Source organism: Butyrivibrio sp. MC2013 (assembly GCF_000424585.1).
Taxonomy (GTDB): Bacteria; Bacillota; Clostridia; order Lachnospirales; family Lachnospiraceae; genus Butyrivibrio.
Window position 1 is genome coordinate 37,042 of the sequence record NZ_AUKE01000001.1, and the last position, 17,462, is coordinate 54,503.

Below are 17,462 nucleotides of genomic sequence, written 5' to 3' on the forward strand. Positions count from 1 at the left end.
TATTATTTTTTTGCCTTTTTTCTTCCACCGGTCAATAGTCCGTAAATCCCCGGAGTCCAGCGCTCCAGAGCCATGCTTAGGCCTATGCAATAGCATAAGATCATGATCGCTGTTGCGAAATAACCAAGCACCATAAATAATACAGTCTCAGGAAACAGCGTAATAAGTATCTTTTCCAATATGGTAGTGGGTATCTGATGGAATATGTATATTGGAAAACTATACCTGTAAACCAGCTCCAAGAGTTTTAATAGTCCACCCCTGAATGAGATGACCGTAGCAGAAGCCAAAGTCCAAAATACCAATCCCACCCAGATCACCAATAGCTTGATCACTTTATGGACAAACAGTCCCTTGCTGAGAAAAAATAATGGGATCAAAGACACATATACTGCAGCTACTGCAGGTTTATTCACTTTATTTATATCCCGGAAATGTATATCATACTTTACCAGATAATACCCTGCAGCAAAGTATACGATTGAAGTAACTGTATATGAGGAGCCTTTAATAAACCAGGAGGCCACGATCAGCACAAGTAAAGCTGCAGCAGTCAATACAGGGGCTTTATCTATAATCTTCTTAATAACCGGAGCAAAAATATTTAATACAAAGAGATTTCTTACAAACCACAGGGGGCCATATATAAGATGGACCGCGTTGCTCGTTCCAAATCCAAGATATGCGTCCAAATATTCCAAAAGTCCCCAATCAGCTACTATCTTGTCAGGATTAGAAAAAAACACCTTTAATGACGGACTGAGCTGAACACAAGCGTAAAATACTATCCAAAATGTGTTGATGATAAAATAAGGGACTAAAAGGCTTCTTATCTTTTTGAGGATATTATCTTTCCAATCAATTGGCTTCTTATACAAAAGAACTCCGGATATCACGAAAAATCCCGGTACAGCACAAGTCGGAAGCACGTCAGAAAGGATTTTCTTTAGTATTTCAAACCATTTTGGTAATTCAAATACACTGTTACCTGTAGCAAGATTTATACCATTATAGTGAGTATGGATCATCACTATCATAATGGTCAAAATAGCTTTTAATACACTGATAATCTTTGAATCCTGATCTGATATCAGGTAGTTTTTTTCATTGCTCATTTTTAATGACCTCTGCAACTGCTGCTACATTTCCTCTTTCTACCAGCCTACTCTCCTCCAGGCTTATAGTCTCTGCGCATCCCCCCACATCATATGTGATGACAGGAGTCCCGCATGCTTCTGCCTCCAGATTGACTGTAGGAAAGGTATCCTCATAGGTCATATTCACAAAATAGTCAGCGGCATTATATATCTCTACCAGTTCGCTGACATTGTTAGTTCTTGATAAGGGCAGGATATGACAATCCTTTTGGCTAAGATTCTCTATCTGTTCTTTATCAAGGCCTACCAGCACTATCTGATAGTGCTCAGGATCCAGCATGTTATCAAGCTTTATAAAGTCACCCAGCCCTTTTCTATCATTCCAGACATTGGCTACGCCAAGGATCATCTTCTTGTCAGCAAATCCGTTATTATCCTTGAAGCTGCTGCAAGCAGGCTTAAACGCCTCTCTGTCTACTGTATTGCAGACCACTTCAACAGGATACTCAGCCAGAAAGCTCTCCTTCACCATATTGCTCAGCCAGACTGACGGAGTTACTATAGTCAGATCCTCTACTCCTGTAAATGCCTTCTTTTTCCTCTGATAGTTATCATAGGAATTGTCTCTCATGGACTTTGGATACTGATCAAGCTGAGGACAATGCTCACACTGCGTCTTCCATTTATCACATCCTATGTATATGAAGTGAGCACAATGACCTGTAAATGTCCAGCAATCATGCAGCGTCCACTTCACCTTCATCTGCGGCCTGGACTTGATCCAGTCAAAGAGCATCTCATAGTTGATATAATAGCCATGAAGATTATGAAGCCATAGGAGGCCAGGGTTAAACTCTTCTGCCCATTTTATAAATCTCCGGGTAGCTGCCCTGGAAGCCAGACCATGCTTATCTGTCAGCCTGGTATAGATACCGTGCAGATATACATTTATCTTGCCGCTGATCAGATATGCGTATTTCTCAGCTTCCGGCGGGATCTCAGGCTTTCTGCCATAGGCCACCCTGACTTCATAGCCATCCTCATCATATTCCCTGGCTATGTCCAGAGCTATCCTTCCTGTAGAAGTATAGCCAAAATATTCATTTATTATCAGGAGTCTCCTCTTATCCATCTATGAAACTCCCATCTAGCAGCACGCATTCTATTCCGCCGCCTGCCGCCTTCCTGATCTCATACACATCCCCGCTCTGAGCATTATCTATACCGGGGAACAAGCTATCATAAGCAGAGATGAAATCATCTGACAATGTTTGTATGTAAACATAGGTATAATTCTTGCTATCAAGTATATCCTGCAGCTGCTGTGCCGTAATATAGCCGTTTTCAGCTACCGGGCTATCGCTATAGTAACGCAAGCGAATATAATCTATATCACGAGCAAGCGACGGGGCTATATAGTACTGGAAGCAATCATTCCAGGGTATTCCGTTTACATCATCTTCTTCATTTACAAACAGGACCTTATCATCTGTATCAAGCACTATTCCTGCATGTTCAAAGCCGTGGAATTCCTGAGCCACCGGCCTGGTATATACATACTCGAACATTCTCCCGCCAAAAAGGCATGCAACAAATGCCAGAACAAATATTGACCAGTCATACTTATCGGCATATTTTTCAAGGATAAGATATATCCCATATAAAAACAATACATAGTAGCAAGGAGCCATATATCTGTCAAAAGACGGTAGATATGGCCCTGCTTCACCGTTTGAAGGAGCTATCTCTGAAATATACAGATAGAGATAGCCGGCGATATATACAAGTATAGAGATCACCGCTCCCGATGCCACCAGTATTTTATCCAGATCAGCATCTGACTCAGCCCTCTTGAAATAATAGAATACCAGACCGGAAGCAAATATAAGTAGAGCAGGCAATACCCCTAGCCCCAGTAAATACTTCTTTTCAAATAGAAAGCGGAAATAATTAAGAGTCGTAAGTCTATTGTAATCAGTTGTCGTCAGATATATCCGCGATACAAACCACAGGCCTATCATTCCTGCTATCAGAACTGCTATGACGAGCCCCTCTTTATGCCTTATCTTACTGCTGTTATGAAGGATATAGCCAAGCAGTAATCCTGCCACGCTCCCGCCTATGATCATCGCTATATTCTTGGCATCTATTCCTGTCCATAGTATGCTGCTCGCCATGCAGCCTGCCGAGATCAGCAATACTGTGCGGATCTTGACAGTATTATGATAGATAGCCATTCCTGCTGTGATCATAAAGCAGGCAGCCATAAATATTCCTGCTCTCTTGGAGGATATAATGATATACAGCGCGCTCATAATCTGCAGTATACTTATAAGATCCCTGTTTCTCATATAATCTGCCAGGGAAATATATGACATAGCCAGGCAAAGAGCCATGATAACATCTGCATAAAGACTGCCATAATTAGCTGTGACCGCCAGAGGAGTCAGAATAATGAACACGCTAAGGCTCAGGCTTTTGACAATTTTAAGTCTTCCATTTGCATATCTGAGAAGGGGTAACAAAGCGATCAGATTGACCATGGCATGAAATGCAAGAGGAAAGCTCTCGGTATATCCCATCCATGTCTTTAATAGATAATAATCCCATACAAGCAGTCCCTGAGGGTGCATTACATGGATATTACTGGATTTGCCCATCAGCGTACCTGTATAATACAGATCCTTAAGATAGCTTCCCCAATGAGCAAAATCATCAGAATATTCAAATGCTCTGCCCATAGAATTGAACACAAAAAATACGAGCGCAAAGGCTATGATAAGGCTCCCTGCAGAAAAAACGATCTCAAAAGTTTCGGAAGCACGTCGGACAAATGAAAAGATAATATATATGGCGCAGCCCAGTGAAATAGCTATAGTGCAATACACTCCAAGCTGAAGCTGACCTATAAGTCCAAATAACAGCAGTAGTACACTCACCCCGGCCACTCCTGCAAGAGCCAGATCTTCTACTTTTCTATGAAATATAAGAGCCAGGCCTACAGCCAGCAGCCACACTGATACTATTCCCATTTGTTTTCCTCTCCCACTAATCAGATTCCTGCATCATAGCATTCTCTGCAGAGATGACCATTCCGGTAAAGAGCATCATAAACCAGCTCATCTGCAGTATCTCCATTGAATTCACCGTTACGCCGCTTCCCAGCATGAGAATAGCAGTCATTACTGTGACATAGAAGCTCTTCCTGTCCTCTCCTCGATAGGCTGCAATAAAGGTTCTCACTATCAAAAGGACTATAAGTACAAATCCCACTATACCAATTGAATAATATATCTTTAGATACAAGCTTTGAAGCGCCGGCCTGGTATGAAGATCCAGGCCTAACAGCTTCTCAAATATGCCTGTAGGGCGCCTTTTGGCAAATACCTCCTGCCAGTCTGCGTATCTGTAATCCATCTGCGCAGAAGACAGTATACGATTATCAAAGAGCTTCCATACACCATGAGTCTCAGGTATTACAACAGGCAGGTATATCACCGCTACGACTATGATCAGGATTGCAAATATTGCTGCCAGTCCCAGCATAGCAGTCTTTTTCTTGTACAGAGCCACTTCCAGGATATACATCAGCATCACTCCTGCCAGAGCAGCCAGCAGTATCATCTGTATACCTGCATCTGAGAAGAATACCATATAAGGTATTGCAAGAGCCATGGTTATGAGCTTTATCACTGACCTTCTGGCAAACATCCCTATAAATATAAATGCCAGGACCATAGCATATGCCATCTCGGTATCATTGGAGTAAAGGTCCCCATCTGCATATGTTACAGTAAGGAGTCTGCCTCCAAAGGCAAATATCCTGTGGATAAGATTAACATATACAATGATATATGCTGCCGAAGCCAGGACTCCCCAAGACTCCTGTATCCTCTCATAATAGAGCCTGCCCATGAAATACATGAGGATACCTGACATGACCTTGATATATATCAGCCACTCGCTTACATCCTTGATAAATGCAAAGGATAGGAGTGCTATAAGTGCTATGACCACGTAATCAGCTGTGGTGATCATGTTCCTGATATCAGGTCTTGTGAGTCTGTACTGGTACAGTAGCATTACCAGCACCATGAGGACCATGACAATATCAAGCCATTTCTGCATATACAGCAGATCCACTATTTGTTTGGCAAAAAGAAATAATGACATATTGTTATTATCTTTCTTATTATTAGTAAAGTCTGAGTAAATGTCGTTAATGCTTAGAGTGACAGGATCTCACTTGCATATTTGCCTATAGAAATATTCCTGGTCAGGTTCTTATCAAGGTATTGTCTGCCCCTCTCTCCCATAGCGGCAACTTTGGGATCTGACCTATGCTCTGTATAATATCCTATGAGCTGCCTGATAGCCTGATAATCTCCCGGCTCTACTACCTTGCCGCAGCCTGACTCTTCCACGATCAGCCTGGCTTCAGAGCCCTCTTCCAAAATACCCAGGACCGGCTTGCCTGCTGCCATGACGCCATATAGCTTACTGGGTACAGACACACCCTTGATGCCCTTGGCATTTACTACGAAATGTACATCTCCGGCATTGAGGCTGTATACCAGGTCTTCCTTATTCTGATAAGGGATATATACTATATTATGCTGATCCTCTTTCTTTGAATATGCCTGCATCTGTTCCAGGACGCTTCCCTGCCCCACAAAAGCAAAGACTACGTCATGAACATTGTCATACTCTCTGATGATCTTTTGTATCTCCAGCAGGTCATAGTATAGTCCTATATTGCCGGAATACATGATCACATACTTGCCATCAATCCCATACTTCTTCTTAAAGGCCATCACCTTCTCATGATCAGGCGCAAGAGGTACGATCTCGTTTTCATTTATCCAGTTGTTGATATGGACATAGGGCGGCGTATTTACAGGGAATCTCTTCTTAAGAGTATCTATCATATCCCTTCCCACTACTATGATCTTATCAGCCCTTTTGCAGCTGAATTTATCCATAGCCATCATTAGCTTAAGGACAGCAGGATTTTTGGAAAAGGATACTGCCATCACCTGCTCGGGATTAAAGTCCTGGATGTTATATATGAGCCTGGCCTTCTTCAGGTACTTGCCTATTACTCCCAGGAGTCCTCCAAGTATAGGAGGCTGCGATATGGTATAGATATAGTCCTGATGTCCTGTTCTCGTAGTAGCAGCAACAGCATATATAAAGTATGCCATGATATTGACCAGCCTGCTGGCTGAGTAGTTCTTTCTGAATTCAGGTACCCTTATCCTGAGTACATCGACGCCGTTTATATTCTCATAATAATACAGATGCTTCTTGTAGCGCTTGTCTATCTTGCCTGTATAGCTGGGCACGGTGCATATCACTGTGATATGCAGGGATTCATTAAGTCCTTCTGCCAGCTCAGTGAGGATCTGACCGGTGGATGCCACATCAGGATAATAATAGTGGGCATAGATCAGCATGTCCTTTTTATCCCCTGCTGCCCTATCGCGTCCCTTGGCAGAATCCTTAAGGCACGCAGCCAAAAAGCTCACCTTGCCCGATATGCTGCGGGGAGGACCTGTCACTATCCTCACCTTATCAGAGGCGCCTTTTATAGCATCCGCCTTCGCATATTCCACAAATTCTACTGTGCCTTCAAGGCCCTGTTCCTGAAGGTCGTGTGTAACCCTGCGTATCAATGTCTTCTCTCTTACAGATTCTGATATGGTAAATCCTCTCAGTCTCTGTATCCAGGCAATGGGTTCATCCACGGGCAAAAGCAGCGCAGCATCATTTAGAAAAGCTGCCACTTTGCTATCATGTAATGCAGACATCACAAGATCAGCCGTGATCAGTACCACAGTCTGTCCTTTTAGTTCCCGGACCTTATCTGTGATAAGGGTAACCGCTTCATCTATATTGGAAACTGATATATTTAGGCCTAATATTCTGCTGGTAAATGTATTTATCAATGCGTAATCTCCGCTTCAGTTAATCTCGCAAACGCTTCGCTTTTTGCTCGTTATAAAATCACTGCTGACGCAGTTCTACGGGTACGGGCTTATAACCCCGCACCCGTAATCAAGATATTCCCACCACCTAAAGGTGGTGGGTTATCTTGATTATTTTATATATTCCTATATCCGTCATCTTCCTCTTGGCTTTGATATGCACAGAGAACAGACCATAGTGATCACTATAGCGGCAGCCATGGATATCAGCACCATGGATGCAAGGATCCCTCTATAATACTCTATCCTTATTATCTGACCGTCAAACTCCTGCATGGGATCCTCTTCGTCCATATAATTAAGGACCCATACCTTATCATCCAGCCTCAGCTGTTCTATCTCTTCCTCATCAAAGAAGAGACTCTCGTGGTCTTCAGCACTGCACATCCACTGCCTTGCATATATCTTGTCAGGCATATTCGCAGTCCCGGCATATATTGCCCCGCCACATATCCCTGCGCATACAGCTGCTATCATCACAGCTTTGCCATAACTTATCAGGAAATTGCGACAACTGCCAAGATATCCACAGGGAGATATGTATGGCAGTCTGACTTCTATCTTCCTGCCCTTCCATAAGATATCAGAACTTCTCTCTCCCATCATCTGATACATAGCTTCTCCCACTAATAGGAGGGACATATTCTTAAATGAATTATTAAATAGAAAGGGTTCAGCCATGCCTGCAAATACAATGGCCAGAAAAGCTGCCAGCTTGACCCAGGCCCTCTCATCATCCCCTGACTGATACGCTTTCATCATATGATCAAAGGCCAGTAAATATATGATCACTACAATGGCAAAGGGGATGATCCCGCCTTTCATAAGGAGATTAACATACGAGCAGTCCAGGTTCAGACTGTGATACAAATATGAAAAATCCTGACCAAAGGGAGTCTGTCTGTAACCAGTAAGGAAATATCTGGAGAGAGTCATCCTGGTGGTAAGGAGTTTATCAAATAGCTCAAAAGCTCTTCCCTTTAACAGAAGGGGACCGGCCACGCTGACCACAACAGCTGAAGGAGTAAGGAGATACAAGATGATCTTTTCTACGAGTAAGAGCTCCCGCTCACCCCCGGATCTGTATCTAAAATAAAGGGCCAGTATCACAAATGCTATATGAAAAAGTATGCCGGTGATACTGACAGAATAGATAAATACAAAAAGTGCGCCAAAGCTGGCGATTAACAGATACTTTGGCAGAGCCTTGCGAGTGGGATTTACAGCCATGATGATACATATCACTATTATCATATACATGATCTGCAATACATTGGGGTGTGCATAGCCCAGTCCCCATCTGATAACATACCCAAGGCCCAGTTTGGCATGGATAACAAAGTCCCTGGGACGCAGCCAGAGTAGCTGCGTGACTATCTGGATGGCAAAGGTCAATGACCATGTTACTGCAGCTGCCCTAAAGACCTTCTTCATATCCATATTTTTCACAGCTACTATCATCATCATAGTCATGATAGTACCCTGATTGCCCGCCACTCTCCAACTGATAAGTCCTGCTATGAGGAGCACAGCTATGTATATCATCTCCATCAGGGAATGCTCTTCCAAAAGGAGCTTTGCTGCAATGAGGAGCCATCCGCCAAAGAATGCCAGCCTGTATATATTGCTGTTATCCAAAACGCCCAGTCCTTTTACTGCCATCAATGAACAGAAATAAAGATAAAAGAGCAGGCTGGTCAATGGTATGCTCACATTATGCAATTTGTCTTTCAGCCTGTTTTCCTTCACTATTAGCTGCTCCTTTTATCTAGTATAAGCTGGCAGTCTGATCCACAACCCTGTCCCAGTTATATTTCTCACATATAAAGTCTGCCGCCTCGTCCTTGTATTGCTGCACCAGGGACGGATCCTGAATAAGGCGTGATAGCACATCCTTTAGATCATCCACATCAGAATGAGCAAAGACAGGTGCCTTATCCTCAGTCACTTCAATATTCTCATCTATATCACTTACCAGGCAGCAATTGCCATAGCTCATAGCTTCCAGGAGGCTGATAGACATACCTTCCACATCACTGGGAAGAGCAAAGAGATATGCATTTGACAAGAGTTCTTCCAGAATCTCCCCTTCTATAAAGCCTGTCATGATAATCCTGTCATCTTCAGCAGCCATGCGTTCGATGGATTCAAGATATTTCATGGAATTACCGGAACCGCCGCATATCACCAGTTTTTTGTCTGTATCTGTCTGCTTAAAAGCCTCGATCAGATAATGGATTCCCTTCTCAGGTACGATACGGCTCAGAGTCATGATATAGTCATCACCCTTTAGTCCATACTTTTCACTGATAAGAGAAGGCTTCTTTTTCTGAGGCCGGCTGACAGCATTGGATATATAGAGAGTATCTCTGTTATAGGTTTTCTTAAAATAGTCCCTGACATTTCCGGACAGCACTATCACTTCATCAGCATACTTTGCTGCAAACTTCTCTCCGGTCTTTATCATACTGCTGGCAAAGCCGCCCCATTTGGCTCTCTGCCAGTCCAGACCGTGTATAGTAGCCACAGTGTGAATCCCAAGGAGCTTGGGCAGCCATATCATGAGACACGGCCCCTCCGCATGGAAATGAATGCAGTCATAATGTCCAAACACTGCTCGGATAGTAGCAAAAAAAGAATAGACAACTGCGTTGAACTTGCCATCCTTGACAGTAGGGATCATAAGTATCCTGATGCCTTCCTTATAATTGCCCTTCTTGCCCTTATAATGATCAAAATCCTCAGATGACAGATGGTATCCGCCTCTGTTATAGCAATCAACCTCATAGCCCCTGGCTTTGAGCCTGGTAGCCAATTCCCAGACTACTACCTCTACTCCGCCCTCCCTGGACGGGACATGCTTTTGGCCGATCATGGCTATATGCTTATGTTTTTTATTGTTCTGTGGAACAGCCATAGTTGGTCTCCATTAGATATTATATCCGTATTCCCTTTTCATCAGTTCCTTTAGTGAACTGTAATATGCTTCAAAATCATTATTGTCCCTGATATAGTCATAAGCTTTCTCAGCACAGTTCCTTACACGATCAGGATCAGCACAAAAGCTCCCTATAATAGCAGCCAGAGACTCATAATCGTCATAATCATAGCTGGCGCCTGCTCCTGCTTCCTCTACGCAGTATGCCAGGCCACAGGTCCTGGTGCATATAACGCCCAGACCATTTCCCATTGCCTCCAGAATCACCATTCCTGCTGATTCTGCCTTGCTTGGCAAGAGCAGCATGTCATATTTCTGATAGAGATCATTCATCTCAGAATAAGGGATATTGTCATACAGGCTTACCTTATCTTCAATGTCATACTCCCTGATCCTGCTAAGGAGCATCTTTTTATGTGCCTTCTCATCTTCGCTCTCACACTGACCGATTATCGTCAGATGGACAGGGCAGTCCCTATCAAGGGCAACCATAGCCTTGATCGCACCGATATGATGCTTATAATCTCTATACTTACCTATATCAAGCAGTCTTAATACTCCGCCCGGCATATAGTCCTTATGAACTGCTTCCTCGCGAGGCCCCGCTTCATATACAAGCGGCAGATGATAGCTATGCTCATCGTGATAAGTCCGCTCATCAGATGAAGGATCATATTTAACAGGAGTATATATTACACCTGGCAGGATCTTTTCCTTGATGCGCTCCCTGAGCCCCGGGTGTGACGGACTATGATAATAGGGCTCCTGCACATACAATACAGTATGCTCTATACCTGCCAGCCTGCAGCAGATGGATATCACTCTGGATACCCTGCTCCTCTCCCTGGTTATGACAAGGTCGGGCTTCATGGCTTTGAGGCTATTGTATACCCACACAGGAGAGGGGATGAACTTCTTGAGGTCCTCGGATTCCGCTGCTCCTCCAGAAAGTGTCTTATGTCGTATATATGAGCCAATAGAAGTGATCAGGCTTTTCTTCATAAGAGCGGGTTCCACGCCTCTGTGCTCTTCAATAAGTCCCACATACTGAGACCAGAAGGTCACCTTATGTCCGGCCTTTATCAGTCCTTCCACGATACATATTTGATTTGTATGGTATCTTGGTGCAACAAATAATATTTTCATCAGCTTTATTCACTGTATATATCAATCAGCCTACGGCAGTATTCTCCAAGGCTATAGACCTTTAGCCTGCCCTCTCCACGGCCTATGGCCAGGCAGTTATCACTATAGGTCTTCACCAGAGCTTCATTATTCCATAATCTATATATCTTATCTGTAAGTTCATCCGGGTCTGATGCTGTAAAGAGTTCTCCGGTCACGCCCTCGTCTATAAGCTCCGGAATGCCCCCAAGCCTGGACGCCAGAACCGGAGTCCCCGCAAGCTGGGACTCCATCACAGAGAATGGACAGTTCTCATATACCTCCGAAGGAAATACCGTAAACAGCGCTCCCTTTATCAGCTCTGTAAGGGAAACTGCTCCCTGGAAGCCCACATTAGTGATATTACTGCAGCTGTTAACCTCATCCTCCAGATCACCATTTCCAGCAAATACAAAGTCTATCTCAGGCAGAGACCTGCATACACTTACCAGAGTCCCTATGCCCTTTTCCCAGCTGTATCTGCCAAAGAACAGTACATATGGGCTTTTCCTTTGCAGTATGACCGATACTTTGTCATCCAGCATGTCAGTACCGGTATCAGCTCCGCTCTCATCTATAAAATTATGCAAGGTCACACATCTGCCCTTAAGATCAGGATTATGGGACAGGACATCATTCATAAATGCGCTGGGACATATGACCTTGTCCACCTGTCTGTAGGTCCCCTTTTTTCTGTACAGAATAGCCTCAAGTGAAGCCAGAAAGCTCTGCAGCCGCGAATCATGTATACAGCGGTATTTGGTGCAGTTCATGACCTTGCCGTCTATGCACCTCTGGCACAATTCACCTGTGGAAGGCACCTTCATCAGATGTCCCGGACATACCCACATACTATCATGAGCTGTAGATACTATCCTGACCCTGCGGCCGCTATCCTTCTCCCATGCTCTGATCTCATCTATGATAGAGGGAGTCAGCTGGAAATTGATATTGTTAAGATGCACCACATCAGGCTTCATGTCTTCAAGGAGCCTTAGAATCTTCCTTCGAGCGTCAAAGGAATATATGATCTTAAAAGGATATGTCAGTTTCTTTAGCTTAGAACCCCGTCCTGTAAATGACATATCTTCAGTGTAAATACCGGCATTGTTGCCTACTATATTACCTTCATGTGCCATGCCAAAATACTGGACTTCATGTCCCATAGCTGACAAGGCCTGACCTATCTTAAATATATATGTTTCCGATCCGCCATTTGGATAGAGAAACTTATTAACAATCAGTATTTTCAAATCCCATGCTCCGCATCTATATCATGAATTTTGACCCTGCGTCATATTATACACTAATTTCCATTCAAATACCGCTTTATTCTACCACGGCCATGATCTGAGCCAGATATGCATCATAACCCGCAGCTGCGTTGTCCTGCCTGCTGATCAGCTTGTGCTTGGCCAGGGGATGTTTCTGACTGCCGCCCTCCCTGAACCAGTCATATTCCGTATCCAGCTGTCCTATATCCAGAGCCCTAAAGCCGCTATCATACAATCTCTTTACCAGAGATTTGGCAGCCGGTCCCAGAGATACCAAAAAGATCTTGTCCTTGTCATGTTGCTCGCAAAGCTCTACGATCTCATCCATCCTGGCGTATGCATCAGAAGATGGACATATGATCCTCTCTACGCTCTCACATTCATCAAAGAGGTCATTGCCTACTCCGTTATGAGTCATTGCACCCTCTACCACCACTATCCTTTTGCCCTGCCATATTTTTCTTATCTCCCTGAAGTATTCACCGGATCTGCTCTTATCCTTCATAGACATATAGCATCTGGAGAAAAAGGCTGATCCATATCTGTAGTCAGAGCTGCAATACTGCAGATATTTCTTTCTGTAAAAGAACAAATGTTCCTTCCAAAACGCAGCAGTTGAAGGAACATACTTATCAAGTCCGTTAAATATATCCGGAAGAGCCACGATCAGTCCCTCATCCCTGGAGGTGATGATCCCGGCAAGTTCACCCGACAGCTTCTCATCATAGCTTTGAAAGCCTATCTTCCTCCCGGAGATCATGAGCATCTCTCCGTCTCCGAATCTGACCAGGCTCTTATCCGTATCCTGAAGGATGCGGATGGTCTCATCAATATCTGCTACATGTATCTGCCTGCTCATATCCCCCTCATGCAGGATATATGAGACATCTGAGAGCAGCTTTTTTATTCTGTTTTTGATAATTGATGGGATACTTACTGTCATATCTTATACTCACTTCCATGGATCACGACTTTGCCAATCCGAACTAAAGGCCATCTAAATACACCATTTATTTCTTGCCTATAAGGCACTTTAACCTGCCGCTCAAGACTATAGTTATCAAATGAATACTGATCAGGATGGCTGCAAATATGATCAGCTTCTTAATGTGACTGATCATATGAAGGCCTGATAATAGATACTGAAACAGTGTCAGCAGACTCAGGTTAAAGCACAGGTAGCATATGGAATTGCGGCCTATAAACCTCACCTCTTCATCTGCTGCGCCTACTACTCCCTTGAGCTCACGGCCATTCCAGGCCTTGCAGATATTCCATAGAACCACAATTGATGCAAAGGCATTGATCCAAAAGAGCGGTATGATGCCATATTCACCTGTTCTCATATTCACTTCACTGTTAACAAATATAAGCAGTGTAACGATAATGGCGGCTGGTATGATGTATATCATCCTGATATCCAGCAGGTCCCTGCCCCGGACTTTGTGATCTCTAAGGATAGCTCCGCCATGGATAAAACCTGCACCAACCATACCGGCATCCATAGCCCATGGAAGCCTGAAGGGCAATAGCAGAGGCAGCAGGTTGCCTGTCAGAGCTATGATAGCGATAATGACAGTCTGTACATATACATTATCTGTAGACGCGCAGACCATCGCATATATAAGGGAAGCTATAAACAGCGCTGTCAGAAACCATATCCCTGTTAGCGGAACCTTGGTAGTATTGACCAGGAATATGTGAAAGAGTGCTTCTGAAACAGAGATATCCGTTGCAGACCTCACGAATAGCCAGATAAAGAAATGAAAAAGAGTCCATACGAAATACGGAAGAAGAAGTGTTCGGATCCTTTTACTGATAAAAGATGATATCTCTTCTTTTTTCCAAAAGTAGCCTGTCACAAAGAAAAACATAGGCATATGAAAGGCATGAAAGAAATAGCTGAAGGTCCCCCAGAATCCAACATGCCCTATGATCATCAATATAATGCCTATTCCCCTGAATGTATCAACGTACCCCACTCTTTTCATAAGTATTACTTACAGCTCCTTAAATACTTCTTTGTGAGACCTCTCCACAGCCTTGCCATTTTCTATCTCATAGATCTTATCCGCATTGCGGATAGTGGTCAGCCTGTGAGCAATGATGATCATAGTCTTAAGCCCCTTCAGGGAGTCTATGGATTTCATTACCGCAGTCTCTGTCTCATTATCAAGGGCAGATGTCGCCTCATCCAGGATCAGCACTTCCGGGTTATGATAAAGTGCTCTGGCTATGCCTATACGCTGCCTCTGACCGCCGGATAGTCTTACACCTCTGTCTCCCACCATGGTATCAAGACCATCGGGAAGTGTATCCACAAATTCTCTAAGCTGGGCGTCATCTACTGCCTTATTAAGTGCATCCTCATCAATGGCTTCAGGTCTGATACCAAAGGCAATATTATTTCTGATACTATCATCAGATAGATATATGACCTGAGGGATATAGCCCATATTGTGCTGCCAGGTTTTCATATTGCTCTCTATATCCATATCATCTGCGTAGATATGACCTATCTGGGGTTTTAACAGTCCCAGGATGATATCAGCCATTGTGGTCTTACCTGATCCCGAGCCTCCGATAAAGGCTACAGTATGACCCTTGGGAATCACCAAAGATGCATCGTTTATCACATTCTCTTCAGAATCCGGATAATGATAGGATATATGTCTGATCTCTATCTGGTCCTTCAGTCTCCAGGACTCGTCGCATACAGCTTCTTCCTTACTTTCCTCATAATCTTCAATGGATTTCAGATCATTATATATGAGATCAAAGGAAGCTGATGAATACATGATATTAGTATAATGCTCATTGATCCTTCCCACTGAAGGCAGGAGTCTCAGCGCTGCAACTGCAAATACAGCAAGCTGTCCCACAAAGGCAGTAAGGTCCTTTTGACCAAAGTTGATCTTGACTATAACTCCGGCCAGCATTCCTGTCATACAAGCTGCTTCAACCAGATACTTTGGAGCAATGCCCGTCAGTCTCTGTTTTCTCAGTACATCAGTATATCCGCCAAACACTCCTTCATACTGTCCTATGAAGAATCTCTCCCTGCCCAATACCTTGACTTCCTTGATACCACTCAGAGCCTGGTTCATAGTCTGATAGAGGATGCCCTTGTATTTCTGTCCTTTCTTGCCATTGGTAATGCTGGCGCTGTGAGCGATCTTTCTGAATACCACCAGGAGTAATACCAGGATAATACCCAGAATGACAGTTATAGACTGGCTGACCTTAAAGAGATATATGATCATCACAAGGGATATAACAAGCTCAGCAATCAGCTGAAGAATATGGATGATACCCTTTATAAAGAGATCTGTATCCTCCTGAAGGCTTCTCTGAAGGACAGCGATATTGGTGTTGAGATGAAATGTATAGGGCTCATGGATATATGTTGTCAGGAGCCTTACAGAGATCCTCTTCTGCATCTTATAAGCATATCTGTATATAATGTCATTCTCTATAAGCATAAATGTGTTTTTGACAATATATACCACCATAATAGCTACAGCTATTGCTGTAAGGAAGGTTCTCTCTCCTGTAAAGCCTCCCCACCTATATATCAGATCCAGATATTGATTACTGTGGATCTTGGAGGTATCCAGCATCACATCTATAAAAGGCATAAAAAGAGTAACGCCCAATAGCTCCAATACGCTGGCCACTATGATCATAAAGGCGATCCAGACCAGCGCTCTTTTTTCTTTTCCAGTAATAATATAATTTAGTTTACCTATCATCTCTTTATCTCTATCTTTCTTATCTCATGCCTTGTTTACTCTTCCGTATTTACTGACGATCCTTCCCGGAGGCGTTGCTATCAGGCCATATACAGCCTTCTTGTACCTGTCTCTTATCATCTTGGATTTCTTGATCCCGGGAGACGTTGAGCGCCCGCCAAGATGTACTATTGCAGCAGTGTTTACCTCCATGGTAGATAGTCCGGCAGCTGCCAAAAACAGAGCTGTGCAATATTCTTCTCCATAAAGGAAGGTTTCCGGATACATCAGATCATAATGCTTAAAAAAGTCAGGGGTATACATATACGCACAGCCTATGATCTTAAAGTGATCCTCATGAACAAGATGTCCCGGCTTCCCTTCCTTCTTTCCCAGGTATAGATTATCCCTTATCTGATCAATGTCATACGAGCGTATCATGTCTTCATCGCTTAATATATCAGTGGGTGACAAGTTGGATCTGGCTCTATTCTTAAAATAGCCTTCTATAAAAGTCCTGATCATCCTGAGTCGCATAAGCTTCTTTTTAAAATATACAAAAAGGGCCGGACTATTATCAGGATTGATCACAACCGGATCGATAAGGCCTGCAGCTGCCCTGCAGCTGCTATATTCCCTGACCATGTCATACAGGATATCATCGCCGGAAAAGACAAGGTCCGAATTTGCCAGAAATACAAAATCGTAACCCAAAGACCTGAGCCTTGCGATACCAAGATTATTGCCCCTGGCAAATCCAAGATTCTCATTACTTTCTATTATCTCGACCCTTAGATTCTTGTCATATCTGTCTTTCAAGACTTTGACGGATTCATTACCCGAAGCGTTATCTACTATTACTACGTGTATCTCCACCCCTCGTTGAAGGAGCAGGCTGTCAACACACACTATTGTATCTTTAAAAGCCTTGTAATTAAGTACAACAACCCCAACTCTGTCCATGCATTCACCTTAGCTGCCTTCCCTGATCTATGATATATGCTCTTTAGTGTAGCTCTATAGAGCCTGCTCTCTGCACATAATCCATGATATATTACCATAATTTCGCTTATTCTTCCACCTGCGGGGCCGACAGCTTCCATGGTCCTGACCACAGGACTTTGGAAGCTAACGCGAGGAGGCCATACATCAGCCAGTTTGACCAGGTATTTCTTATCAATACGATAATTGCAGGATATCACCCAAGGCAGATGATTCGTAGTAATATTATGAGGTAGGTGTCAAAAGTTCCTTTTGACACCTTATGACTA

Annotated in this window: 13 protein-coding genes; all 13 read right to left on the reverse strand. The window is 43.5% G+C overall.

Translation table 11 applies throughout. The features are described 5' to 3' along the window. Window positions 1-2: 2 nt before the first annotated feature. Complete coding sequence (locus tag G636_RS0100165) at window positions 3-1,115, reverse strand: acyltransferase family protein (RefSeq protein WP_026506358.1); 1,113 nt, start codon at window positions 1,113-1,115, stop codon at window positions 3-5. Further along, on the reverse strand, window positions 1,105-2,229 hold the full coding sequence (locus tag G636_RS16585) for a glycosyltransferase (RefSeq protein ID WP_035778330.1): 1,125 nt from the start codon (window positions 2,227-2,229) through the stop codon (window positions 1,105-1,107). Before G636_RS16585 ends, G636_RS0100165 begins: the two co-directional genes overlap by 11 nt. Beyond that, window positions 2,222-4,129 carry a hypothetical protein gene (locus tag G636_RS0100175; protein WP_026506359.1) on the reverse strand — a complete coding sequence of 636 codons (1,908 nt, stop codon included), beginning with the start codon at window positions 4,127-4,129 and terminating at the stop codon, window positions 2,222-2,224. The genes G636_RS16585 and G636_RS0100175 overlap by 8 nt, the downstream gene beginning before the upstream one ends. A gap of 16 nt (window positions 4,130-4,145) precedes the next feature. After that, the gene (locus G636_RS0100180; protein ID WP_026506360.1) at window positions 4,146-5,270 is read right to left on the reverse strand and encodes a hypothetical protein; all 1,125 of its coding nucleotides are present in this window, start codon (window positions 5,268-5,270) and stop codon (window positions 4,146-4,148) included. A gap of 53 nt (window positions 5,271-5,323) precedes the next feature. After that, the gene (locus G636_RS0100185) at window positions 5,324-7,045 is read right to left on the reverse strand and encodes a glycosyltransferase family 4 protein (protein WP_242826890.1); all 1,722 of its coding nucleotides are present in this window, start codon (window positions 7,043-7,045) and stop codon (window positions 5,324-5,326) included. 174 nt (window positions 7,046-7,219) lie between these two features. Continuing rightward, on the reverse strand, window positions 7,220-8,746 hold the full coding sequence (locus G636_RS0100190; protein ID WP_196802985.1) for a hypothetical protein: 1,527 nt from the start codon (window positions 8,744-8,746) through the stop codon (window positions 7,220-7,222). Window positions 8,747-8,852: 106 nt separating this feature from the next. After that, window positions 8,853-10,001 (reverse strand): glycosyltransferase family 4 protein, encoded by a 1,149-nt coding sequence (locus tag G636_RS0100195; protein ID WP_051226340.1) that lies wholly within the window; start codon window positions 9,999-10,001, stop codon window positions 8,853-8,855. 12 nt (window positions 10,002-10,013) lie between these two features. Next, complete coding sequence (locus G636_RS0100200) at window positions 10,014-11,117, reverse strand: glycosyltransferase (protein ID WP_196802986.1); 1,104 nt, start codon at window positions 11,115-11,117, stop codon at window positions 10,014-10,016. A gap of 56 nt (window positions 11,118-11,173) precedes the next feature. Next, window positions 11,174-12,439, reverse strand: a complete 1,266-nt coding sequence (locus G636_RS0100205; protein ID WP_026506365.1) for a glycosyltransferase family 4 protein — start codon at window positions 12,437-12,439, stop codon at window positions 11,174-11,176. A gap of 76 nt (window positions 12,440-12,515) precedes the next feature. Beyond that, window positions 12,516-13,319, reverse strand: a complete 804-nt coding sequence (locus tag G636_RS16590) for a GT-D fold domain-containing glycosyltransferase (protein ID WP_196802987.1) — start codon at window positions 13,317-13,319, stop codon at window positions 12,516-12,518. A 151-nt stretch (window positions 13,320-13,470) separates the two neighbouring features. Then, window positions 13,471-14,451 (reverse strand): acyltransferase family protein, encoded by a 981-nt coding sequence (locus G636_RS0100215; protein ID WP_026506366.1) that lies wholly within the window; start codon window positions 14,449-14,451, stop codon window positions 13,471-13,473. Window positions 14,452-14,460: 9 nt separating this feature from the next. Then, window positions 14,461-16,212, reverse strand: a complete 1,752-nt coding sequence (locus G636_RS0100220) for an ABC transporter ATP-binding protein (RefSeq protein WP_026506367.1) — start codon at window positions 16,210-16,212, stop codon at window positions 14,461-14,463. Window positions 16,213-16,236: 24 nt separating this feature from the next. Next, entirely contained in the window at window positions 16,237-17,154 is a 918-nt protein-coding gene (locus G636_RS0100225) for a glycosyltransferase (protein ID WP_026506368.1), read from the reverse strand. Between the last annotated feature and the right edge of the window lie 308 nt (window positions 17,155-17,462).